A 20,237-nucleotide genomic window follows, 5' to 3' on the forward strand; every position below is an offset into this window, starting at 1 on the left:
ACCGTGCTCGCATGGGCGAATCGATCAATGTGGGAGCGAGCCTGCTCGCGAATAGCCTTCCTGCAAAATCTGGATCAATCGCTACAGCAGCGGCGCCACCGCCGGCTCTTGGCGCGGCCACGCATCCAGCACAGCCTTGAACAGGGTCGCCAGCGGGATCGCAAAGAACACGCCCCAGAATCCCCACAACCCGCCAAACAACAGCACCGCGCAGATAATTGCGACCGGGTGCAGGTTGACCGCCTCCGAGAACAGCAACGGCACCAGCACGTTGCCATCCAGGGTCTGGATGATTCCGTAGACAGCCATCAAATAGATGAACTGATCACTCCAGCCCCACTGAAACAACGCAATCAGCAATACCGGCACGGTCACCACCACCGCGCCAACGTACGGCACCACCACCGACACACCGACCAGCAACGCCAGCAGCGCCGCATAGTTGAGCCCAAGAGCGACAAAAGCGATGTAGGTCACACCACCGCAAATCACGATTTCAATGACCTTGCCGCGAATGTAGTTGGCGATCTGCCGGTTCATTTCCTGCGCAACCCGAGTGATCAGCGCGCGCTCACGTGGCAGATAACCACGCACCCACTCACCGATCATCGCCCGGTCCTTGAGGAAGAAGAACACCAGAATCGGCACCAGCACCAGATAGATCATGATGTTCACCAGCAGCGGCAGACTCGACAGCGAGAATGTCAGCGCCCACTGGCCGAACTTGCCGATCTCGCCACGCGCCGCCTCGATCGCCTGCAACACCTGCTCATCGGATACAAGATGCGGATAACGCTCCGGCAGCAATAACAGCAGCGATTGCCATTTGGCGAGCATCCCGGGCAGCTCATTGAACAGCGTGATCAACTGATGCCAGAGCAACGGCAGCACCACGACGATAAACAGCATCAGCACGCCCATGAACAGCGCGAACACCAACCCTACTGCCACACCACCCGGCACGCGCAGACGCTCGAGCGTAACCACCAGGCCCTGCATCAGATACGCCAACACCATTCCCGCCAGCACCGGCGCAAGCATGCCGCCAAGCGTGAGCACCGCCGTGAAGGCGAGAAACAGCAGCACCGCCAGCACCACCGCTTCTTCATCGGAGAAATAGCGCTGAATCCAGTCGCGTAACACTTTGAACATCAATAATCCTTAGGTCTTTTACGCTTTGGGTTCAGGCCTTTTTCAACCAGTAACGGTAAACGCCCGCTTCGTCTTCTTCGCGCAGCAGCGTATGACCGGCCAGTCTGGCAAAGGTGCGGAAGTCGCGCTGCGAGCCAGCATCCGTGGCGATGACCTTGAGCACAGCGCCACTCGGGAGCTTGTTGAGTTCCATTTTTGCCTTGAGCAGCGGCAACGGACAATTCAGGCCACTGGCGTCCAGTTCCACGTCATGGGCTACAGCGTCAGTCATTGCGTCACTCCGGTTCGGGTCGTCGAGCTGCCTAGAATATCTGGTCGCAGCTCCGGTGTCCGGCTACAGTAAGGTCTTTGTCTTCTAAGGCTTTGTGCATGACTTTTCTGCGCCCTACCCTGCTGACGCTCGCTTGCCTGCTCGCCTCACCAGGCTTTGCCGACGATCTGCCGTCACTCGGCGACGCCAGTTCTGCCATTGTCTCGCCGCAACAGGAATATCAGCTCGGCCGCGCCTGGCTGGCCATGTTGCGTAGCCAGGTTTCACAGCTCAACGATCCGCAGCTCAAAGACTACGTCGAATCCAGCGTTTATAAACTGGTAGAGACCAGCCAGGTCACTGACCGTCGCCTCGAATTCATCCTGATCAACAGCCCGCAACTCAACGCCTTCGCAGCGCCGGGCGGTGTGGTCGGGGTCAACGGCGGTCTGTTTCTCAATGCGCAGACCGAAGGCGAATACGCTTCGGTACTGGCGCACGAACTGGCTCACTTGTCGCAACGCCACTTTGCTCGTGGCGTCGAAGCTTCGCAGCGGATGCAAGTACCGATGATGGCTGCGCTGCTGGCCGGGATCGTCATCGCAGCGGCCGGTGGCGGTGACGCAGGCATCGCCACAATTGCCGGTACGCAGGCCGCGGCGATTCAATCTCAACGCACCTTCTCCCGGCAGAACGAACAGGAAGCCGACCGCATCGGCATCCTCAATCTGGAAAAGGCCGGGTATGACCCGCGCTCGATGCCGACCATGTTCGAGCGCTTGATGCGCCAGTACCGTTTCGACGCCAAGCCACCGGAATTCCTGTTGACTCACCCCGTGACAGAATCGCGTATTGCCGACACCCGCAACCGTGCCGAACAGGCCAAACCAGGCGGTATCGAAGATTCCAAGCGCTATCAACTGATCCGCGCCCGCGTGCAGTTGATCTACGAAGAAACCCCTGGCCTGGGTGCCAAGCGTTTCCGTGCACAACTGGACGAGAACCCGAAAAACGATGTGGCGCGCTACGGTCTGGCGATTGCGCAGATCAAGGGCGGCCAGCTGAATGAGGCGCGCGAGAATCTCAAGCAATTGCTGGCAACGTCGCCAAACGAAATCATCTATAACCTCGCCCAAGTCGATCTGGACATTACCAATAATCGTTTGCCGGATGCGCAATCACGGGTTGACCGGATGCTCACGCAATATCCGGGCAACTATCCACTGAATCAGGTTCGCGTGGATCTGCTGCTGAAACAGAATCGCGCGCCGGATGCCGAAAAGGCCCTGGAAGCATTACTCAAATCCCGCCCGGATGATCCGGACGTCTGGTATCAGGTCGCCGAAACCCGTGGCTTGTCCGGCAACATCATTGGCCTGCATCAGGCGCGCGCCGAGTACTTCGCACTGGTTGGCGATTATCGTCAGGCGATCCAGCAGCTGGACTTTGCTAAGCGCAAGGCTGGCAGCAACTTCCCGCTGTCCTCGCGAATCGATGCCCGCCAGCGTGAACTGATGGAGCAGGAGCGGATGGTCAAGGACATGATGGGCTGATCGTTACCCGCCGGGACAAAAGCTTCAGGCATAAAAAAACCGCCTCTTCCGAGGCGGTTTCTTTTTTACCTTAGCGCTGGATTATTCAGCCAGCTTGAAGGTGATGAAGCTCGCGCGACCTTGACGCAGAACGCGCATCGACACCGAACGATTCTTCGGCAGCGCTTTGGCGATCTCGCCAAACTCCTTGGTGGAACCGATAGCCTGGTTGTTCAGGTGAGTAATCACGTCACCTGGCTGCAGACCGATCAGGGCCGCAGGACCGTCCTGCACTTCCTTGATTACTACACCACCTTTGAGGTCATAGGTTTTCTTCTGCTCGGCAGTCAGTTCGCCCACCGAAACACCGAGGCGATTACTGGTGCTTTCAGTGCCGGACTTCGGCAGCGCATCCAGTTCTTTGTCTTCGTCAGGAATCGCACCAACTGTCAGTTCGACGTTCTTGCGCTTGCCTTCACGAATCACTTCCAGATTGGCTTTGGCGCCAGCTTTCAGTGCACCGACCAGATGCGGCAGGTCAGCAGACATGACGATCGGCTGGCCGTTCATGCTCAGGATCACGTCGCCGACTTGCAAACCACCTTTGGCTGCCGGGCCGTCATCCTGAATCTGAGCAACCAGCGCACCGGCCGGCTTATCCAGACCGAACGACTCGGCGAGATCCTTGTTCACTTCCTGGATGACCACGCCCAACCAGCCACGGCTGACCTTGCCGCCGCTCTTCAGCTGATTGGAAACGTCCATCGCCACATCGATCGGGATCGCGAACGACACACCCATGAAGCCGCCCGAACGCGTGTAGATCTGCGAGTTGATGCCGACCACTTCACCGTTCAGGTTGAACAGCGGACCACCGGAGTTGCCCGGGTTGATCGGCACGTCAGTCTGAATGAACGGCACGTAGTTTTCGTTAGGCAGACTACGACCGACGGCACTGACGATGCCTTGGGTCACGGTGTGGTCGAAGCCGAACGGCGAACCGATTGCCACGACCCACTGGCCGGCTTTCAGGTCCTGAGACTTGCCAAGCTTCAATACCGGCAGATCCTTGCCTTCGATTTTCAGCAATGCCACGTCGGAACGCGGGTCGGTGCCGATCAGCTTGGCTTTCATTTCGCTGCGATCAGCCAGACGCACGAGGATCTCGTCAGCATCAGCGATCACATGGTTGTTGGTCAGGATGTAGCCATCAGGAGAGATGATGAAGCCCGAGCCCAGCGACTGCGCTTCACGCTGACGACCACCACCGCCCGGCGAACGCTGTTGAGGCGGCATGCCACGTTCGAAGAACTCGCGCAGCATCGGCGGCAGGCCTTCCAGATCAGGCATCTGCTGGTTCACTTTACGATCCGGCAGTTTCTGCGTTGTACTGATGTTCACCACGGCTGGCGACGCCTGTTCGACCAATTGGGTGAAGTCAGGCAGATCCGCCGCTTGTGCCGCAGGGACTACCTGACCGAGCAGCAGCACGGTGGCGAAAATGGAGAGATAAGATTTCAAACTTGGTATCGACATACAGCTCCCGTTACGACGAGCAGGGTTAAGCGATATGGAGCAAGGAACACCGGAAACCACCGACCGGCATTTTTGTTCCGGCAAAAACAAACAAGGCCAGAGCCGTGAGGCTCTGACCTATAAAAAATTTCCGGGGTATTTGCAAATGAAAATGCTCAGCAAACATTTCATCCACGTCTCGACGAAGAAGTGCTAACGACTGAAATCAGCTCATTGCTTACTGGTTGCAGTGCCATCGGTATTTCGCATCGACAGAGCAATTCGTTCGGCGGTGCCAATCGGGATCTCGCCCACGACCGTCACCATCATTTCGCCTTCGGGCGTGGTCAGGCGACGGGAAACGGCAACGGTCGGGCCCAGTTGAGTCCGCGTGTCAGTCACAGTCGCGCCATTCAACGGCTCGAGGAAAACCGAAAAACGCGCCAGACCGTCGTCATACAGCAAGCTGTTGACCTGGGTCTTGGTTTCCGGATCTTTGTGCGAGGTGCTGCTAGTCAGCTCGAAACCCGGCGGCAGCCATTCAGAATGCCAGACTTGAGCTGTCTTCACCGCCGAAGCCTTGTCACTGTCCAACGTAACTGCCTTGCAGTCAGCGTCGGCCTGCAAGTCTTTATCCGACGGGACTTCGTCAGTATCAAGACTGGTGAACTGGAAGCGCTCGAGCAACTGCCCTTTGTCGTTCAGCAACAACGACTTCAGCGGTAAGCCGGTTTTCTTGTCCAAATGCAATTCAAAGCCGTAACGATGCTGATCGCGAGGCGTCAGCGATACGATCACTGCGTCCCGCCCAGCCACGCGCGATTTGCCGATGACGGCAAGTTCATACCAATTTTTCAGCTTTTGCGGATCAAGAGGACGAGCGGCTGAGTTGGGAGAATCCCCCAGCCCGGCAATCAGGGTGCCGCTGACGCATTGAGTGTGTCCATCAATGCGCACGACTTCCTGCGCCGAACCGTCGAGCTGGAGTAAACGCTCGCGGACTTGGCCATTCTGGACGCGATGCCAGATGTTATGGGTAGAAAAGCTACCGTTACGCTCGTAAACGAATGTGCCGTGAAAGCTTTGCTGCTGCTCGGCCTGGCCCAGACGGGTCAACCAGTCCTGGGCCTCATCAGCGTGGGCTGGAACAATGAACCAGCCACTCAGCAGAAGCGAAAGTAGAGGTATGGCGCGCATGATCCTCCTTAACGGTTTTCCAGACTTGCTGCACGTGCGTATGGCAACGCGCTTTCAGTGCCTTTCAGTGCAGCCTGTTGAGCGTGCTGGCGCAAGTAACCTGGCAGACGCTGATCGTGCCAGCCTGGCTGACCTTGCAGTACGCCGTTGGCCATAGGACCAGTGGCTTCCGAACTCTCACTATAGCCTGCCAGAACAGCCGGACCTTTGACCTGCGGGGTCGCCAGGGTTGTCTGACTGGATTGCTGAGCCAGTTCGACACCAGCGATTTCATCCTGGTTGTACAGGCGAACACCGGCCAGAACGGCAACAGTTACCGAGGCTGCAACAGCCAGACGGCCGAGGTTGCGCCATGGGCTGCGAGATACTTTGGCCGGAGCCGTTTCGTCTTCCAGTGCAGCAGACACTGCCGCAGCGATATCCAGACGTGGAAGCAGCAGATCCTTGTGCATGGCTGCCCGAGCGATCTGGTAACGAGCCCAGGTCTCACGGGTATCAACATCATCCAGTGCATTGAGCACTCGACGCAATTCCAGTTCGTCCGCTTCGTTATCCATCACTGCGGACAGCGATTCCTGCAGGGCTTCACGACTCATGGCGTTCCTCTCTTGGCTGTCGCCGCTGTCTCAGTTTTCCTGCAACAACGGCTGCAGGGCTTTATCGATGGCCTCCCGGGCGCGGAAAATCCGGGAGCGCACGGTACCCACCGGACACTGCATGACGCTCGCAATGTCCTCGTAACTCAGACCATCGAATTCACGTAAAGTTAAAGCCGTACGCAAATCCTCTGGCAGTTGCTGAATGGTTCGATGGACGGTGCCTTCGATCTCATCCCGCAGCAGTGCCCGTTCTGGTGACTCGAGATCCTTGAGGCCGTGATCGCCATCGTAGAACTCTGCATCCTCGGAACTTACATCACTATCCGGCGGCCGACGGCCGCGTGAAACGAGGTAGTTCTTCGCCGTGTTAATGGCAATACGGTACAGCCACGTATAAAACGCACTGTCGCCGCGAAAGTTTCCAAGTGCTCGATACGCCTTGATAAAGGCTTCCTGAGCCACGTCCTGGGCTTCATGGGTGTCGTGCACAAAACGCACGATCAACCCGAGAATCTTGTGCTGATACTTCAGCACCAACAGATCGAAAGCTCGCTTGTCGCCGCGTTGAACGCGCTCGACCAGCTGCTGATCCTCTTCCTGGGTTAGCATGAACACTCCTCGATAAGCCCGGAGGAGACTTGCATAACTAAACGACCAGACTTGCAAACATAGACTCGGGCTTTTCGCAAAAGTTCTCCCCCTCAAGGCAAGTTTCCTGCGGGCTCTGATTTGGCACGCACGAAAAACGCAGCTCGGGATAAACCGGCTGCGCAAATAATCTAGTCATCGGTTTCGCCGGCAGGAATCCAACCACAGATTCCGCACTGAAGCCGACACTGTCCCTTATCTCTGGCACCGACTATTGATCTTGGGCCTTTGGCAAAAGTTCCAATTATTTATAGCCGTCGCCACCCGACATTGGGCAACCGTGTGCAGAAAAAGCCTGTTTCAGCAGCGATACAGTCGCCTTTTACCCAAACGGCGGAAAAAATCTTCCGACGAAGCACACGGTTTTTTCCGTCACAGTAGTTTCACAATGCCATATCGGCCCGGCTATTGTGCCGCCCCACCCCTCTATATACTAGTGGGCTGTGTGGCTGTCTTGACTCGCCGATCCAGCTGTCTTGCGCCACCCCCGACCCGGGTCGCTTTGAGCGGAATCCTGTAATGAGCCAACAATTCCAACATGATGTTCTGGTCATAGGCAGCGGTGCTGCCGGTTTGAGTCTCGCGCTGACCCTGCCGGGTCATTTGCGCATTGCCGTATTGAGTAAAGGCGATCTGGCCAACGGTTCCACGTTCTGGGCCCAGGGTGGCGTCGCCGCCGTGCTCGACGACACCGATACTGTCGAATCCCATGTTGATGACACCCTGAACGCCGGCGGTGGTCTGTGCCACGAAGACGCCGTGCGTTTCACCGTGGAGCACAGCCGCGAAGCCATCCAGTGGCTGATCGACCAAGGCGTGCCCTTCACCCGCGACGATCAATCCGGCACTGAGGATGGTGGATTCGAATTCCACCTGACCCGCGAGGGCGGCCACAGCCACCGCCGCATCATCCATGCTGCCGATGCGACCGGCGCGGCGATTTTCAAAACTCTGCTGGCTCAGGCCAAAGAGCGCTCAAACGTCGAACTGCTGGAGCAGCGGGTTGCCGTTGATCTGATCACCGAACGACGCTTGGGCATGGACGGCGAACGCTGCCTCGGAGCTTACGTACTCAACCGTAAAACCGGCGAAGTCGACACATACGGCGCACGCTTTGTGATTCTCGCCTCGGGCGGCGCGGCCAAGGTCTACCTCTATACCAGCAATCCCGACGGCGCCTGCGGTGATGGCATTGCCATGGCCTGGCGCTCGGGTTGCCGGGTGGCGAACCTGGAATTCAACCAGTTTCACCCGACCTGCCTGTATCACCCACAGGCCAAGAGCTTTCTGATTACCGAAGCCCTGCGCGGCGAAGGCGCCCATTTGAAGCTGCCGAACGGCGAGCGCTTCATGTATCGCTTCGACAAGCGCGCCGAACTGGCACCGCGCGACATCGTCGCTCGGGCCATCGACCATGAAATGAAGCGCCTGGGTGTCGACTGCGTTTATCTCGATATCAGCCACAAGCCCGAAGACTTCATCAAGACGCACTTCCCCACTGTTTATGAGCGCTGTCTCGGTTTCGGTATAGACATCACCAAACAGCCCATCCCGGTCGTGCCTGCCGCGCATTACACCTGCGGCGGCGTGATGGTCGATCAGAACGGTCGCACCGATGTGCCGGGCTTGTATGCCATCGGCGAAACCAGCTTCACCGGCCTGCACGGCGCCAACCGCATGGCCAGCAACTCGCTGCTGGAATGCTTTGTCTATGCCCGCTCAGCGGCGGCCGACATCCTCGCGCAACTGGACGATGTCACCGCGCCAAACGCCTTACCCGCGTGGGACGCCAGCCAGGTGACCGATTCCGACGAAGACGTGATCATCGCGCACAACTGGGATGAACTGCGGCGCTTCATGTGGGACTACGTCGGCATCGTGCGCACCAACAAGCGCCTGCAGCGGGCACAGCACCGCGTGCGCCTGCTGCTGGACGAGATCGACGAGTTCTACAGCAACTATAAGGTCAGCCGCGATCTGATCGAATTGCGCAATCTGGCGCAGGTGGCCGAACTGATGATCTGCTCAGCCATGGAACGCAAGGAAAGTCGCGGCCTGCATTACACCCTCGACTATCCCGACCTGCTGCCCGAGGCTCTCGACACTATTCTGGTGCCGCCCACCTACGTCGGCTGAACTTGAGCCGCACTCGCAGGCGTCGGTGCAAATCCGCCGCCTGCGAGTCCCTTGGTACGCAGATCGACCTGACCCGCCATTCCCCGCGCAGACGAAAACGCAACACCACGATCAACGGCAGCGCGAGGCTGTCCGGCCTCAATTGCACGGCTTGCCAGCCATCCGCCTGATTCCACAACTGCCAGCCATCGGCGTCCCGGCGCAATCCGCGAAACGCCCGACGGTGATTCAGCAGAATCTGCCGAGGCAACACCCAAAACCCGTGAAGCAGACAGCCAAAGACCCCGAGCAAGCTGGCCCAGAGTGGAATAGAAAGCAGAAACAACGAACCCAGAGCGAACGCCTGGGCCAACAGATAAGCCGCCAGCAACTGCCGTGAGGCATGCCAGCGGCATTCGAACGTGTTACTTGGGCTGGACACGGTCCAGGATCATACGAACCATGCGCTGCAGTTCCGGATCTTCAGACTCGCTGCGCTCCATGAACCAGCCGAACATGTCCTGATCCTCGCACGTCAGCAGACGCACATACAGATCGCGATCCACCTGGTTCAACGTCGCGTAAACCTCCTGCACGAACGGCACCAGCAATACGTCAAGCTCAAGCATGCCGCGACGGCTGTGCCAAAACAGGCGATTCAGTTCAACTTGTTCGACCATGGAGCCCTCCTCAAATTTGGCGGCAAGTATACAGCCCCGAGGCGGCCCGCACAGTCGGCTTTGGTCGGGCACCACCGATCCTTTATCAACTACCCATTTCACCGACGCACCCTTATGATGTGCCCCAGTCTATTTACCCTGCGATGACCCATGGCCGATTCTGCTTTTTTCTGCACCCTGTCTCATGAAGGCGTTCTCGCGGTTCGCGGCGCGGATGCCGGAAAATTCCTGCAAGGCCAGTTGACCTGCAACCTCAATTACCTGAGCGACAACCGCGCCAGCCTCGGCGCCCGCTGCACGCAGAAAGGCCGGATGCAGTCGAGCTTCCGCATTCTGCTCGAAAGTGACGGCGTTGTTCTGGCGATGGCCAGTGAGCTGCTGGAGCCGCAACTGGCGGACCTGAAAAAGTACGCGGTGTTCTCCAAATCGAAACTGACCGATGAAAGCGCCGCTTGGGTGCGCTTCGGTCTGGCCCATGGCGACAACGCCTTGACCAGCCTCGGCCTGGAGTTGCCAGCAGAAACCGACAGCCTCGTGCGCAACGAAGGCCTGCTCGCGATTCGCGTCTCGCCCGATCGCGCCGAACTCTGGGCACCGGCCGATCAGGCTGACGCGATCAAAACCAAATTGTCCGCCGCCCTGCCTGAGGCTGAGCTCAATCAATGGCTGCTGGGCCAGATCCGCGCCGGTATCGGCCAGGTCATGCCGAGCACCCGCGAGCTGTTTATCCCGCAGATGCTCAACCTGCAAGCCGTCGGCGGCGTGAGTTTCAAGAAAGGCTGCTACACCGGCCAGGAAATCGTTGCGCGCATGCAGTACCTGGGCAAACTCAAGCGGCGCTTGTATCGCCTGAGCCTGGACACTGCTGATTTGCCGGAGCCTGGCACACAACTGTTTGCGCCAAGCCACAACAGCTCCATCGGTGAAGTGGTGCTGGCCGCCAAGGCCGGGCAAAACATTGAACTCCTGGCGGTGCTGCAGGCCGAAGCTGCCGAAGCCGGTGATTTGCATCTGGGCACCCTCGAAGGTCCCGCGCTGCATCTGCTCGACCTGCCTTACGAACTGGATCGCGACCGCGAAATCCAGCGCTGATCGCAGCATTTGTTGCAACACCCTAGAGAGTTTAAATGAGCGAACTGGCGGAAAAAGTCCAACAGGATTTGGTTGAGGCCATCGATAACGATGACCTGGTTCTGCCCACGTTGCCGGAGGTGGCCCTGCAGATTCGCAAGGCCGCTGAAGACCCGGAAATCAGCGTCAGCGACCTGAGCAAAGTGATCGGCCGGGACACGGCGCTGTCGGCGCGCCTGATCAAAGTGGTCAACAGCCCGCTGCTGCGCGCCGCACAGGAAGTCACCGACCTGCACACGGCCATCACCCGGCTGGGCATCAACTACAGCAGCAACCTGGCGATCGGTCTGGTGATGGAGCAGATTTTCCACGCCCGCTCCGAAGTGGTCGAACAGAAGATGCGCGAAGTCTGGCGCAAGAGCCTGGAAATTGCTGGCGTCAGTTATGCGTTGTGCCGCCGCTACACACAACTCAAACCCGATCAGGCAGCGCTCGGCGGACTGGTGCATCAGATCGGTGTGTTGCCGATTCTGACCTACGCCGAAGACCACTACGAACTGCTGTCAGACCCGGTCAGCCTCAACCATGTGATCGATCACATACATCCGTTGCTGGGCGACAAGTTGTTGCGCGTCTGGGAGTTCCCGGAGCGACTGGTGGAATTGCCGGGGCGCTATCAGGACTTCAAGCGCGATTCGACGGCCATTGATTACGTCGATCTGGTGCAGGTGGCGAGCCTGTATTGCCACAAGGACACGGATCATCCGTTTGCGCGGATTGATCCAATGACCGTTCCGGCGTTCAGAAAGCTTGGGATTGATCCGGAGAACAAAGCGCTGTGTGAAGATCTGGAAGAATCGCGGACGATGTTTTACTGATCCGAAACTTTATTGTGGCCATCGCGAGCAGGCTCACTCCTACAGGAGAACGCGTTCCAGTGTAGGAGTGAGCCTGCTCGCGATGAGGCCAACAAAAACACTGCAAGTCACCCGGCGATAAAACTGACCCGCACCTTCAACCCCGCCTGCTCACCATCATGCAGACTGATCTGCGCCAGATGCGCCCGGCAGATCTCGCCGACAATCGCCAAGCCCAAGCCAGAACCCGCGACCTGTTGATTGCGCCGGTAGAATCGCTCGAACACCCGGTCGCGCTCTTCCAGCGGAATCCCCGGCCCGTCATCTTCAACCTCAAGCACCGCTGGCGCCGTCACCCGCAATATCACGTTACCGCCCGGTGGCGTATGCGCCAATGCGTTGTCCACCAGATTGCTCAGTAATTCGTTCAGCAGCGTCGGCTCACCGCGCAACCACACCGGTTCGTCCGCCTCCAGCGCCAGCGCTACCCCGCGCTTGTGCGCCAGAGGCGCCATGGCCATGCCCAATTCCCGGGCCAACTGACTCAGATCGAGCAACTGCGCGCCGCCCTCGGCAATCGCCCGGGCGCCGTTTTCGACGCGCGCCAGCGACAGCAACTGATTGGCCAGATGGGTCAGGCGATCGGTGCTTTGCGCCGAGGATTCCAATGTCGTGCGCCACGTCTCGGGCTCGTTCGAACGCAAGCCCAATTCAAGCCGCGCTTTCAGTGCCGCCAATGGCGTGCGCAACTCATGGGCCGCATCGGCGATGAACTGCGCCTGCCGTTCGAACTGACCACGCAAGCGCTCGGTGAAATGATTAAGCCCACGCACCAACGGCCACAGCTCATGCTGCACTTCAACCAATGGCAGCGGCCGCAAGTCGTCGGGCTGCCGCTCTTCCACCGCTGTGCGCAAGCGCTCCAACGGGCGCAATGCAGCACTGACCGCAAACCACACCAGCAACAATGCGCCAATCGCCAACATGCCCAAACGCAGCAAAGTATCGGCCGCCAGACTGCGCGCCATGCTCACCCGAGCTTCATCGGTTTCGGCAACGCGGATTTCCGCCATGCCGTTCATGTTCGGCTCGGTCACTGCTTTCAGCAGGCTGACCACGCGCACGTTCTGCCCTTTGTAGGTGGCGTTGTAGAAACGCGCCAACGCTGGATAACTGTCCGTGCGCGGTGTCCCCGGCGGCGGCCCGGGGAGGTTTTCGTAGCCGGAAATCAGCTTTTGGTGGATGTCATTGACCTGATAGTAAATCCGCCCGGCGCTGTCATAAGCGAAGGTGTCGAGTGCGACGTAAGGCACATCGGCACTCAGTGTGCCGTCACGTTGCGACAGGCCCGCAGCGATGGTCCGCGCCGAGGCCAGCAGCGTGCGGTCATACGCGGTGTCGGCGGCTTCGCGACCGTTCCAGTACGCGCTCAAGCCGCTAGCGAGCATCAACACCACCAGCAGCAATGCGAGGTTCCACAGCAAGCGCCAGCGCAGGCTGCTGGGCTTATGCATCGCGGCTTTCCAGCAGATAACCGAGGCCACGGAAAGTCACGATCGCCACCGGTTGGCCATCGAGTTTCTTGCGCAAGCGATGCACGTAGATTTCGATCGCGTCGGGGCTGGCTTCTTCATCTAGGCCGAACACCTGGGACGCCAGTTGCTCCTTGCTCATCACCCGCCCCGGCCGGGCGATCAGCGCTTCCAGCACCGCTTGTTCGCGAGAGGTCAACGTCAGCAATTCTTCGCCAAGGGTGAAACGTCGGGTGTCGAGGTCGTAGGCCAGCACGCCGCAGCGCTGCTGGCGTTCACCACCCAACACACTGCGGCGCAACAAGGCTTTGACCCGTGCTTCCAGCTCAGTCAGCTCAAAAGGCTTGGCGAGGTAGTCGTCGGCACCAAGATTGAGACCATGGACACGATCCTTCACATCACTGCGTGCGGTGAGCATCAGCACCGGCAGATTCTTTCCGCGTGCACGCAAACGCGCGAGCACCTCGAAACCGTCCATGCGCGGCAGGCCGACATCGAGGATCGCCACGGCGTATTCCTCACTGCCCAGCGCCAGATCGGCGGCCACGCCATCGTGCAACACATCCACGGTCAGACCGGTGCTCTTGAGCGCCTGAGCGACACTTTCGGCCAGTTGCAGATGGTCTTCGACGAGCAGAACACGCATGGATTTTTACCTCGTTCAGGGATGGCCGGCGCCACGCTTTGCCGCGGAGTTTACAGCCGCAACCGCCGCTGTGAAGCCCGAAAACCTTGAAAGTCTACTGAAAGGTTAGCGAAAGGTTAGCTCGTTACAGTCGGCCCACGGACAGTTCCGACTGCCGTCGCTGATGCCACACAGCGCAAAGAAAAACGCCTCGAAGCGTTTTCGACCAATAAGAACAATAAACGGAGTACACCCGCATGCCGTCCATGCAGCCTCAGGCGTCCACGTCTGTTCGCCCTTCCCGTTTCAGCCACACCGCCCTCGTCAGTGCCGCCGCCCTTGCCGGTTTTTCGCCGTTGAGTTTTGCCGACTTCATTGAAGACAGCAGCGCCACCTTCGAAACCCGCAACATGTATTTCAACCGCGACTTTCGCGATGGCACCAGCGCCCAGCAATCCAAGCGTGACGAATGGGCCCAGGGCTTCATGCTCAATCTGCAATCGGGTTACACCGACGGCACCGTGGGGTTCGGTGTTGATGCGTTGGGCATGCTTGGGGTGAAACTCGATTCGAGTCCGGACCGCACCGGCACCGGCCTGCTTCCAACCCACGACGACGGGCGCGCGGCAGACGAGTACTCGAAAGTCGGCCTGACCGGCAAAGTGAAAATCTCTGCCACCGAACTTAAAATCGGCAGCCTGATTCCCGAACTGCCGATCCTCAAACCCAACGACGGGCGCATCCTGCCGCAGACCTTTGAAGGCGGCTTGCTGACCTCCAAAGAGATCAAGAACCTGACCTTCACCGGTGGCCGTCTGGAGAAAGCCAAGGATCGCGACAGCACCGATTTCGAAGACATCGCCCTCAACAACAAGAACAGCCGTTTTGCCGGCACCGCCGCTGGCAAGCACTTTGATTTTGGCGGCGTGGACTACAAGTTCACCGACAAGATCACCGGCAGTTACCACTTCGCCCAACTCGACGAAGTCTACAACCAGCACTTCTTCGGCCTGGTTGCTTCACGGCCGATGGGCCCGGGCACGTTTGCCACTGACCTGCGTTTCGCCGTCAGTGATGATCAGGGCGCGGCCCGCGGCGGCGAAATCGACAACCGCTCGCTCAACGGCCTGGTCAGCTATGCGCTGAGCGGCCACAAGTTCAGCGCCGGTTACCAGCACATGTCTGGCGACAGTGCCTTCCCTTATGTCGATGGCAGCGACCCGTACCTGGTCAACTTCGTGCAGATCAACGATTTCGCCGGTGCTGAAGAACGCTCCTGGCAGGCTCGCTACGACTTTGACTTCGCCAAGCTCGGCATTCCTGGCCTGAGCTTCATGAGCCGCTACTTGAGCGGTGACAACATCAAGCTCAAGAACGGTGAAGAAGGCAAAGAGTGGGAACGCAACACCGAAATCAAATATGTAGTACAAAGCGGCGCCTTGAAGGATGTCGCCGTGCGTTTGCGTAATGCCACTTACCGCTCCAACTACTCGGCTCGCGATGCAGACGAAGTGCGTTTGCTGGTGAGCTACAGCGTTGCGCTGTGGTAATGGCCAGTTGAAGAAAAACACGTCGAATAACAACAATGCCCGTGGAGAATCGAATGAACCTGTCACTGCGTAAAGTTGCACTGGCCGCCAGTTGCATCCTGTTTGCCGGCCAACTGATGGCCGAACCGAAACGTCCGGAATGTATCGCCCCGGCCTCCCCCGGCGGTGGTTTCGACCTGACCTGCAAACTGGTGCAGAGCGCACTGGTCAACCAGAAACTGCTGAGCAAACCGATGCGTGTGACCTACATGCCCGGTGGTGTCGGCGCGGTGGCCTATAACGCCGTAGTCGCTCAGCGTCCTGCCGATGCCGGCACGCTGGTCGCGTGGTCGAGCGGTTCGCTGTTGAACCTGGCCCAAGGCAAGTTCGGTCGCTTCGATGAAACCAACGTGCGCTGGTTGGCAGCGGTCGGCACCAGCTACGGCGCCATCGCAGTGAAAAGCGATTCGCCCTACAAGACCCTCGACGATCTCGTTCAGGCATTGAAGAAAGATCCAAGCTCGGTGGTGATCGGCTCCGGCGGTACCGTCGGCAGCCAGGACTGGATGCAAACCGCACTGATCGCCAAGGCTGCCGGGATCAACCCGCGTGACCTGCGTTACGTCGCCCTCGAAGGTGGCGGCGAAATCGCCACCGCCCTGCTCGGTGGCCACATCCAGGTCGGCAGTACCGACATCTCCGACTCCATGCCGCACATCCAGAGCGGCGACATGCGTCTGCTCGCGGTGTTTGCCGACAAGCGTCTCGACGAGCCGGAGATGAAAGACATCCCGACCGCTCGCGAGCAGGGCTACGACATCGTCTGGCCGGTGGTGCGCGGCTTCTACCTGGGGCCAAAAGTCAGCGATGAAGACTACGCCTGGTGGAAAGACTCGTTCGACAAACTGCTGGCCTCCGACGAGTTCGCCAAGCTGCGCGATCAGCGTGAACTGTTCCCGTTCGCCATGACCGGCCCGGAGCTCGACACCTACGTGAAGAAGCAGGTGGCGGACTACAAAGTGCTGGCCAAAGAGTTCGGCCTGATTCAGTGATCGCCTCTGTCTAGCGGCTGCGTTCCCGGTTGCGTGGACGCGGCACAGGAGCTCCCATGCTTATTCAACGCATTTTCGCCTCAGTGTTGTTGCTGGTTTGCGCCGGTCTGGCACTGATGGCGTGGCCGTACCAAGCGGCTTTTTCCTACGAACCGGTCGGCCCGCGCGCCTTTCCTTTGCTGATGCTCGGCCTGATGGGCGCGGCGCTGCTGTACATGGTGTTTCGCCCGGCGCCGATCAAACACAGTGAAGACGAGCCGCCACTGGATCGCGAAACCCTGACCAAGATCGCCATCTGCGTCGCACTGCTACTGGTGTTCGCCGGTCTGTTCGAACCGCTGGGTTTCATCCTCAGCAGCATCCTTATCGGCATTCCGATGGCGCGTTTGTATGGCGGTCGCTGGATGCCGAGCATCGTAGTCACCACGCTGATGGCCATCGGTCTGTACCTGCTGTTCGACCGGGTGATGGACGTTCCGCTGCCCCTTGGCCTGCTCGACGTGCTGGAGAACTGATATGGATACCCTCGGTTATTTGGGTCAAGGCTTCGGCGTCGCGCTGAGCCCGTATAATCTGGTCACGGCCCTGACCGGCACACTGATCGGCACAGTCGTCGGCTTGCTCCCGGGTCTAGGCCCAATCAACGGTGTGGCACTGCTGATCCCGATTGCTTTCGCTCTCGGCCTGCCGCCGGAATCGGCGTTGATTCTGCTCGCAGCGGTGTATCTGGGTTGCGAATACGGCGGCCGGATCAGCTCGATTCTGCTGAACATTCCGGGCGAAGCATCGACCGTGATGACCACCCTCGACGGTTACCCGATGGCCCGCAAAGGTCTGGCCGGTGTTGCGCTGTCGCTGTCGGCGTGGAGTTCGTTTATCGGCGCGTTTATCGCCACCTGCGGCATGGTCCTGTTCGCGCCGTTGTTGGCGAAATGGGCGATTGCCTTCGGCCCGGCCGAATACTTCGTGCTGATGGTGTTTGCGATTGTCTGTCTCGGCGGTATGGCCGGGGATCGACCGTTGAAAACCTTTATCGCGGCATTGATCGGCCTGTTCCTGTCGAGCGTCGGCATCGACGCCAACAGCGGTGTTTACCGCTTTACCGGCGACAACATTCACCTGACTGACGGCATTCAGTTCGTCGTGCTGGTGCTGGGCCTGTTCTCGGTCAGTGAGATTCTGTTGCTGCTGGAGAAAACCCATCGCGGTCAGGAAGCGGTGAAAGCCACCGGGCGGATGATGTTCAACTTCAAGGAAGCCTCGTCGGTGTTCGTGGTGAACATCCGTTGCGGCCTGCTCGGTTTCATCATGGGCGTGTTGCCGGGTGCCGGCGCAACACTGGCCAGCGCTGTGGCTTACATGACTGAAAAACGCATCGCCGGTGCCAGTGGCAAATTCGGTCAGGGTGATGCTCGCGGTCTCGCCGCGCCGGAGACTGCCATCGGTGCTTCCGCGTGTGGTGCTTTAGTGCCGATGCTGACGCTGGGCGTTCCAGGTTCGGGCACCACGGCGGTGATGATCGGCGCGCTGTCGCTGTACAACATCACTCCCGGCCCGCTGCTGTTCCAACAGCAACCGGACATCGTCTGGGGCCTGATCGCCTCGTTGTTCATCGCCAACATCATGCTGGTGATCCTCAACATTCCGATGATCCGCATCTTCACCCGCATCCTCGCCGTGCCGAACTGGGCACTGGTACCAGTGATCGCGATCATCACCGGGATCGGCGTCTACGCGGTACACGCCACCACGTTCGACCTGTTCCTGATGGTCGGCATCGGCATCTTCGGTTACATCCTGCGCAAGCTCGACTTCCCGTTGTCGCCGGTGTTGCTGGGCTTCATTCTCGGCGGCTTGATGGAGCAGAACCTGCGTCGGGCGCTGTCGATTTCCAACGGTGCACTGGAGATCCTCTGGTCGAGCCCGATCACCTTCGGTGTCTGGGTACTGACCGCAATCATGCTGCTGATGCCGCTGCTACGTATCTGGCGCAAACGTTCGGTCGCGCGTCGCGCCATCGCCGATGTTTGATCGCGCCTCACTGAGATCCTGGTGGGGAACCCCGCTGGTCGGTCTGCTTGGCGGCTACCTCGCCAGCCAGATCGGCTGGCCACTGCCGTGGATGGTCGGCTCGTTGCTGGCGATCATCCTCGTGCGCTGCCTGACCCCGTGGCAACTCACGGAAATCCCTGGCGGCCGCAAGTGCGGCCAGTGGATTGTCGGCGTCGGCATCGGCCTGCACTTCACCCCGGTGGTGATGGAGCAGGTGCTCAGTCATTTCGGTTTGATCTTCTTTGGGGCGCTGGTCACCAGTGTCTCGGCGGTGGTCGGCGTTTGGTTGATGCGCCGCACCGGTGAGGATCGCGCCACGGCGTTTTTCTCGAGCATGCCCGGCGGTTCCGGGGAGATGGTCAACCTCGGCGCGCGTAACGGCGCGATGCTTAGCCACGTTGCGGCGGGGCAGAGTCTACGCGTTCTGGTGGTGGTCTTGTGTGTGCCGGCGGCGTTCAAGTATTTGCTCGGCGACGGCACACCGATTTCTCATGCCGGCAGCGTCGATTGGCGCTGGCTGGCAATTCTGTTTCCGGCGGGTGGTTTGCTCGCGTGGCTCTGGCAGCGTTTGCGCCAACCCAATCCGTGGTTGTTCGGGCCGTTGCTGGTGAGTGCGGCAGTAAGCATTGGTTGGGACTTGCACATCGGTTTGCCCAATGGCGGCAGTCAGATTGGCCAGTGGTTGATTGGCAGTGGCTTGGGCTGTCACTTCAACCGGCAGTTCTTCCGCCGCGCGCCTTCATTCATGGGACGGACGTTGATTGGCACGGCGTTGACCATGTTGATCGCAACGTTGGCGGCGTTGGGCTTGAGTGCGCTGACCCATCTGGATCTGCGCTCGCTGACCTTGGGCATGATGCCCGGCGGGATTGCCGAGATGAGCCTGACGGCGGAGACGCTGCAATTGTCGGTGCCGCTGGTGACGGCGATGCAGGTAATGCGGCTGTTGTTTGTGCTGTTTCTGGCGGAGCCGTTGTTCAAGTACTGGAATCGTAATCCCGAGTAAGCCTGCAAGACCGAGTTGCCTTCTTCGCGAGCAAGCTCGCTCCCACATTGGTCAGGTGAACGCCGCAAAACCAATGTGGGAGCGAGCCTGCTCGCGAAGGGGCCGGCTCAGTCAGCCCATCAAATCGGCGGCAGACGCCACTCGATCGGCGTTTCGCCATTCTGCTCAAGAAACTTGTTGGTCCGGCTGAAATGCCCGCAACCCAAGAACCCGCGATACGCCGACAACGGCGACGGATGCACCGACGTCAGCACCAGATGCTTGGTCGCGTCGATCAGCTTCTGCTTGCTCTGCGCATGCGCGCCCCAGAGCATGAACACCAGATGCGGCTGGCGCTCGCTGACCAGTTCAATGATCCGGTCAGTGAAAAACTGCCAACCCTTGTCCTTGTGCGCATTGGCGTTGGCGCGTTCGACGGTCATGGTGGTGTTGATCATCAACACGCCCTGATCGGCCCAGCTCTGCAGGTAGCCGTGATTGGGAATATCGATGTTCAGGTCGCGCTTCAACTCTTTATAGATGTTGACCAGCGACGGCGGCGCCGGCACACCCGGTTGCACCGAGAAGCACAGGCCATGGGCCTGGTCCGGGCCGTGATAAGGGTCCTGGCCGAGGATCACCACCTTCACTTTATCCAGCGGCGTCGAGTTCAAGGCATTGAAAATCATCGGCCCCGGCGGATAGATTTCCTTGCCGGCTGCCCGCTCCTGCTGCAGAAACTGGCGCAACTCTGCCATGTAAGGCTGGTCGAACTCAGCACGCAGTGCCTCCTTCCAGCTCGGTTCGAGTTTGATACGGTCGTCAGCAGTCATGGTCATACCCGGC

The 20,237-nt window shown here is 59.3% G+C and carries 20 protein-coding genes; 9 read left to right on the forward strand and 11 right to left on the reverse strand.

Going from position 1 to position 20,237, the window contains the following annotated elements; translation table 11 throughout:
• Window positions 1-81: 81 nt before the first annotated feature.
• Both ACOYXE_RS15530 and ACOYXE_RS15535 read right to left on the reverse strand, forming a co-directional pair.
• Entirely contained in the window at window positions 82-1,152 is a 1,071-nt protein-coding gene (locus ACOYXE_RS15530; protein ID WP_034153151.1) for an AI-2E family transporter, read from the reverse strand.
• A 31-nt stretch (window positions 1,153-1,183) separates the two neighbouring features.
• Entirely contained in the window at window positions 1,184-1,423 is a 240-nt protein-coding gene (locus ACOYXE_RS15535) for a sulfurtransferase TusA family protein (RefSeq protein ID WP_405122159.1), read from the reverse strand.
• Window positions 1,424-1,521: 98 nt separating this feature from the next.
• On the opposite strand from ACOYXE_RS15535, the gene ACOYXE_RS15540 reads away from it, so the two are divergent.
• Window positions 1,522-2,955, forward strand: coding sequence for a M48 family metalloprotease (locus ACOYXE_RS15540; RefSeq protein ID WP_034153149.1), 1,434 nt, complete (start codon window positions 1,522-1,524; stop codon window positions 2,953-2,955).
• A gap of 81 nt (window positions 2,956-3,036) precedes the next feature.
• Here the strand turns inward: ACOYXE_RS15540 and ACOYXE_RS15545 are convergent, their stop codons facing one another.
• The 4 genes from ACOYXE_RS15545 to rpoE form a co-directional block, all read right to left on the reverse strand.
• On the reverse strand, window positions 3,037-4,470 hold the full coding sequence (locus ACOYXE_RS15545) for a DegQ family serine endoprotease (protein WP_160056548.1): 1,434 nt from the start codon (window positions 4,468-4,470) through the stop codon (window positions 3,037-3,039).
• 210 nt (window positions 4,471-4,680) lie between these two features.
• Entirely contained in the window at window positions 4,681-5,646 is a 966-nt protein-coding gene (locus ACOYXE_RS15550) for a MucB/RseB C-terminal domain-containing protein (RefSeq protein WP_160056546.1), read from the reverse strand.
• Window positions 5,647-5,654: 8 nt separating this feature from the next.
• Window positions 5,655-6,242: a sigma-E factor negative regulatory protein gene (locus ACOYXE_RS15555; RefSeq protein ID WP_116028859.1), complete on the reverse strand. Its 588-nt coding sequence runs from the start codon at window positions 6,240-6,242 to the stop codon at window positions 5,655-5,657.
• Window positions 6,243-6,272: 30 nt separating this feature from the next.
• Entirely contained in the window at window positions 6,273-6,854 is a 582-nt protein-coding gene (gene rpoE / locus ACOYXE_RS15560) for an RNA polymerase sigma factor RpoE (RefSeq protein ID WP_003172477.1), read from the reverse strand.
• A 558-nt stretch (window positions 6,855-7,412) separates the two neighbouring features.
• Here rpoE and nadB point away from each other — a divergent pair.
• Window positions 7,413-9,029 carry an L-aspartate oxidase gene (gene nadB, locus ACOYXE_RS15565; protein ID WP_160056544.1) on the forward strand — a complete coding sequence of 539 codons (1,617 nt, stop codon included), beginning with the start codon at window positions 7,413-7,415 and terminating at the stop codon, window positions 9,027-9,029.
• Here the strand turns inward: nadB and ACOYXE_RS15570 are convergent.
• Both ACOYXE_RS15570 and ACOYXE_RS15575 read right to left on the reverse strand, forming a co-directional pair.
• On the reverse strand, window positions 8,998-9,450 hold the full coding sequence (locus ACOYXE_RS15570; RefSeq protein WP_460926247.1) for a protein YgfX: 453 nt from the start codon (window positions 9,448-9,450) through the stop codon (window positions 8,998-9,000). The two genes, nadB and ACOYXE_RS15570, sit on opposite strands and share 32 nt — an antisense overlap.
• Window positions 9,434-9,688 carry an FAD assembly factor SdhE gene (locus tag ACOYXE_RS15575; protein WP_007911418.1) on the reverse strand — a complete coding sequence of 85 codons (255 nt, stop codon included), beginning with the start codon at window positions 9,686-9,688 and terminating at the stop codon, window positions 9,434-9,436. The genes ACOYXE_RS15570 and ACOYXE_RS15575 overlap by 17 nt, the downstream gene beginning before the upstream one ends.
• Before the next feature lie 150 nt (window positions 9,689-9,838).
• On the opposite strand from ACOYXE_RS15575, the gene ygfZ reads away from it, so the two are divergent.
• Window positions 9,839-10,780 carry a CAF17-like 4Fe-4S cluster assembly/insertion protein YgfZ gene (ygfZ, locus tag ACOYXE_RS15580; RefSeq protein ID WP_460926248.1) on the forward strand — a complete coding sequence of 314 codons (942 nt, stop codon included), beginning with the start codon at window positions 9,839-9,841 and terminating at the stop codon, window positions 10,778-10,780.
• Between the two features lie 35 nt (window positions 10,781-10,815).
• Window positions 10,816-11,637, forward strand: coding sequence for an HDOD domain-containing protein (locus ACOYXE_RS15585; protein ID WP_016984704.1), 822 nt, complete (start codon window positions 10,816-10,818; stop codon window positions 11,635-11,637).
• 107 nt (window positions 11,638-11,744) lie between these two features.
• Here the strand turns inward: ACOYXE_RS15585 and ACOYXE_RS15590 are convergent, their stop codons facing one another.
• Both ACOYXE_RS15590 and ACOYXE_RS15595 read right to left on the reverse strand, forming a co-directional pair.
• A complete protein-coding gene (locus ACOYXE_RS15590; RefSeq protein WP_016984705.1) occupies window positions 11,745-13,130 on the reverse strand; it encodes a sensor histidine kinase in 1,386 nt (461 codons plus the stop codon).
• Window positions 13,123-13,794, reverse strand: coding sequence for a response regulator (locus ACOYXE_RS15595; protein WP_007911422.1), 672 nt, complete (start codon window positions 13,792-13,794; stop codon window positions 13,123-13,125). The genes ACOYXE_RS15590 and ACOYXE_RS15595 overlap by 8 nt, the downstream gene beginning before the upstream one ends.
• Before the next feature lie 236 nt (window positions 13,795-14,030).
• Between ACOYXE_RS15595 and ACOYXE_RS15600 the strand changes: the two genes are divergently transcribed.
• Genes ACOYXE_RS15600 through ACOYXE_RS15620 form a run of 5 tightly spaced genes read left to right on the forward strand, consistent with a single transcriptional unit; the run spans window position 14,031 to window position 19,412 of the window.
• Window positions 14,031-15,323, forward strand: coding sequence for an OprD family porin (locus ACOYXE_RS15600; RefSeq protein ID WP_405122162.1), 1,293 nt, complete (start codon window positions 14,031-14,033; stop codon window positions 15,321-15,323).
• 53 nt (window positions 15,324-15,376) lie between these two features.
• Window positions 15,377-16,354 carry a Bug family tripartite tricarboxylate transporter substrate binding protein gene (locus ACOYXE_RS15605; protein ID WP_034153137.1) on the forward strand — a complete coding sequence of 326 codons (978 nt, stop codon included), beginning with the start codon at window positions 15,377-15,379 and terminating at the stop codon, window positions 16,352-16,354.
• 56 nt (window positions 16,355-16,410) lie between these two features.
• Window positions 16,411-16,869 (forward strand): tripartite tricarboxylate transporter TctB family protein, encoded by a 459-nt coding sequence (locus ACOYXE_RS15610; protein ID WP_007911434.1) that lies wholly within the window; start codon window positions 16,411-16,413, stop codon window positions 16,867-16,869.
• Window position 16,870: 1 nt separating this feature from the next.
• Window positions 16,871-18,385, forward strand: a complete 1,515-nt coding sequence (locus tag ACOYXE_RS15615; RefSeq protein ID WP_007911435.1) for a tripartite tricarboxylate transporter permease — start codon at window positions 16,871-16,873, stop codon at window positions 18,383-18,385.
• Window positions 18,378-19,412, forward strand: coding sequence for an AbrB family transcriptional regulator (locus tag ACOYXE_RS15620; RefSeq protein ID WP_460926249.1), 1,035 nt, complete (start codon window positions 18,378-18,380; stop codon window positions 19,410-19,412). The genes ACOYXE_RS15615 and ACOYXE_RS15620 overlap by 8 nt, the downstream gene beginning before the upstream one ends.
• A 119-nt stretch (window positions 19,413-19,531) precedes the next feature.
• Here the strand turns inward: ACOYXE_RS15620 and ung are convergent, their stop codons facing one another.
• Window positions 19,532-20,224, reverse strand: coding sequence for a uracil-DNA glycosylase (ung, locus tag ACOYXE_RS15625; RefSeq protein ID WP_460926250.1), 693 nt, complete (start codon window positions 20,222-20,224; stop codon window positions 19,532-19,534).
• Window positions 20,225-20,237: the final 13 nt, after the last annotated feature.

This window comes from Pseudomonas sp. MC6 (genome assembly GCF_054790575.1).

Excerpts from the sequence above, each read along its gene's own strand:
- ACOYXE_RS15590 (WP_016984705.1), bottom strand. The coding sequence starts at position 13,130 with ATGCATAAGCCCAGCAGCCTGCGCTGGCGCTTGCTGTGGAACCTCGCA.
- ACOYXE_RS15555 (WP_116028859.1), bottom strand. The coding sequence starts at position 6,242 with ATGAGTCGTGAAGCCCTGCAGGAATCGCTGTCCGCAGTGATGGATAAC.
- ACOYXE_RS15575 (WP_007911418.1), bottom strand. The coding sequence starts at position 9,688 with ATGGTCGAACAAGTTGAACTGAATCGCCTGTTTTGGCACAGCCGTCGC.
- ACOYXE_RS15620 (WP_460926249.1), top strand. The coding sequence starts at position 18,378 with ATGTTTGATCGCGCCTCACTGAGATCCTGGTGGGGAACCCCGCTGGTC.
- rpoE (WP_003172477.1), bottom strand. The coding sequence starts at position 6,854 with ATGCTAACCCAGGAAGAGGATCAGCAGCTGGTCGAGCGCGTTCAACGC.
- ACOYXE_RS15535 (WP_405122159.1), bottom strand. The coding sequence starts at position 1,423 with ATGACTGACGCTGTAGCCCATGACGTGGAACTGGACGCCAGTGGCCTG.
- ACOYXE_RS15595 (WP_007911422.1), bottom strand. The coding sequence starts at position 13,794 with ATGCGTGTTCTGCTCGTCGAAGACCATCTGCAACTGGCCGAAAGTGTC.
- ACOYXE_RS15585 (WP_016984704.1), top strand. The coding sequence starts at position 10,816 with ATGAGCGAACTGGCGGAAAAAGTCCAACAGGATTTGGTTGAGGCCATC.
- nadB (WP_160056544.1), top strand. The coding sequence starts at position 7,413 with ATGAGCCAACAATTCCAACATGATGTTCTGGTCATAGGCAGCGGTGCT.
- ygfZ (WP_460926248.1), top strand. The coding sequence starts at position 9,839 with ATGGCCGATTCTGCTTTTTTCTGCACCCTGTCTCATGAAGGCGTTCTC.
- ung (WP_460926250.1), bottom strand. The coding sequence starts at position 20,224 with ATGACTGCTGACGACCGTATCAAACTCGAACCGAGCTGGAAGGAGGCA.
- ACOYXE_RS15550 (WP_160056546.1), bottom strand. The coding sequence starts at position 5,646 with ATGCGCGCCATACCTCTACTTTCGCTTCTGCTGAGTGGCTGGTTCATT.
- ACOYXE_RS15615 (WP_007911435.1), top strand. The coding sequence starts at position 16,871 with ATGGATACCCTCGGTTATTTGGGTCAAGGCTTCGGCGTCGCGCTGAGC.
- ACOYXE_RS15605 (WP_034153137.1), top strand. The coding sequence starts at position 15,377 with ATGAACCTGTCACTGCGTAAAGTTGCACTGGCCGCCAGTTGCATCCTG.
- ACOYXE_RS15610 (WP_007911434.1), top strand. The coding sequence starts at position 16,411 with ATGCTTATTCAACGCATTTTCGCCTCAGTGTTGTTGCTGGTTTGCGCC.
- ACOYXE_RS15600 (WP_405122162.1), top strand. The coding sequence starts at position 14,031 with ATGCCGTCCATGCAGCCTCAGGCGTCCACGTCTGTTCGCCCTTCCCGT.
- ACOYXE_RS15540 (WP_034153149.1), top strand. The coding sequence starts at position 1,522 with ATGACTTTTCTGCGCCCTACCCTGCTGACGCTCGCTTGCCTGCTCGCC.
- ACOYXE_RS15530 (WP_034153151.1), bottom strand. The coding sequence starts at position 1,152 with ATGTTCAAAGTGTTACGCGACTGGATTCAGCGCTATTTCTCCGATGAA.
- ACOYXE_RS15545 (WP_160056548.1), bottom strand. The coding sequence starts at position 4,470 with ATGTCGATACCAAGTTTGAAATCTTATCTCTCCATTTTCGCCACCGTG.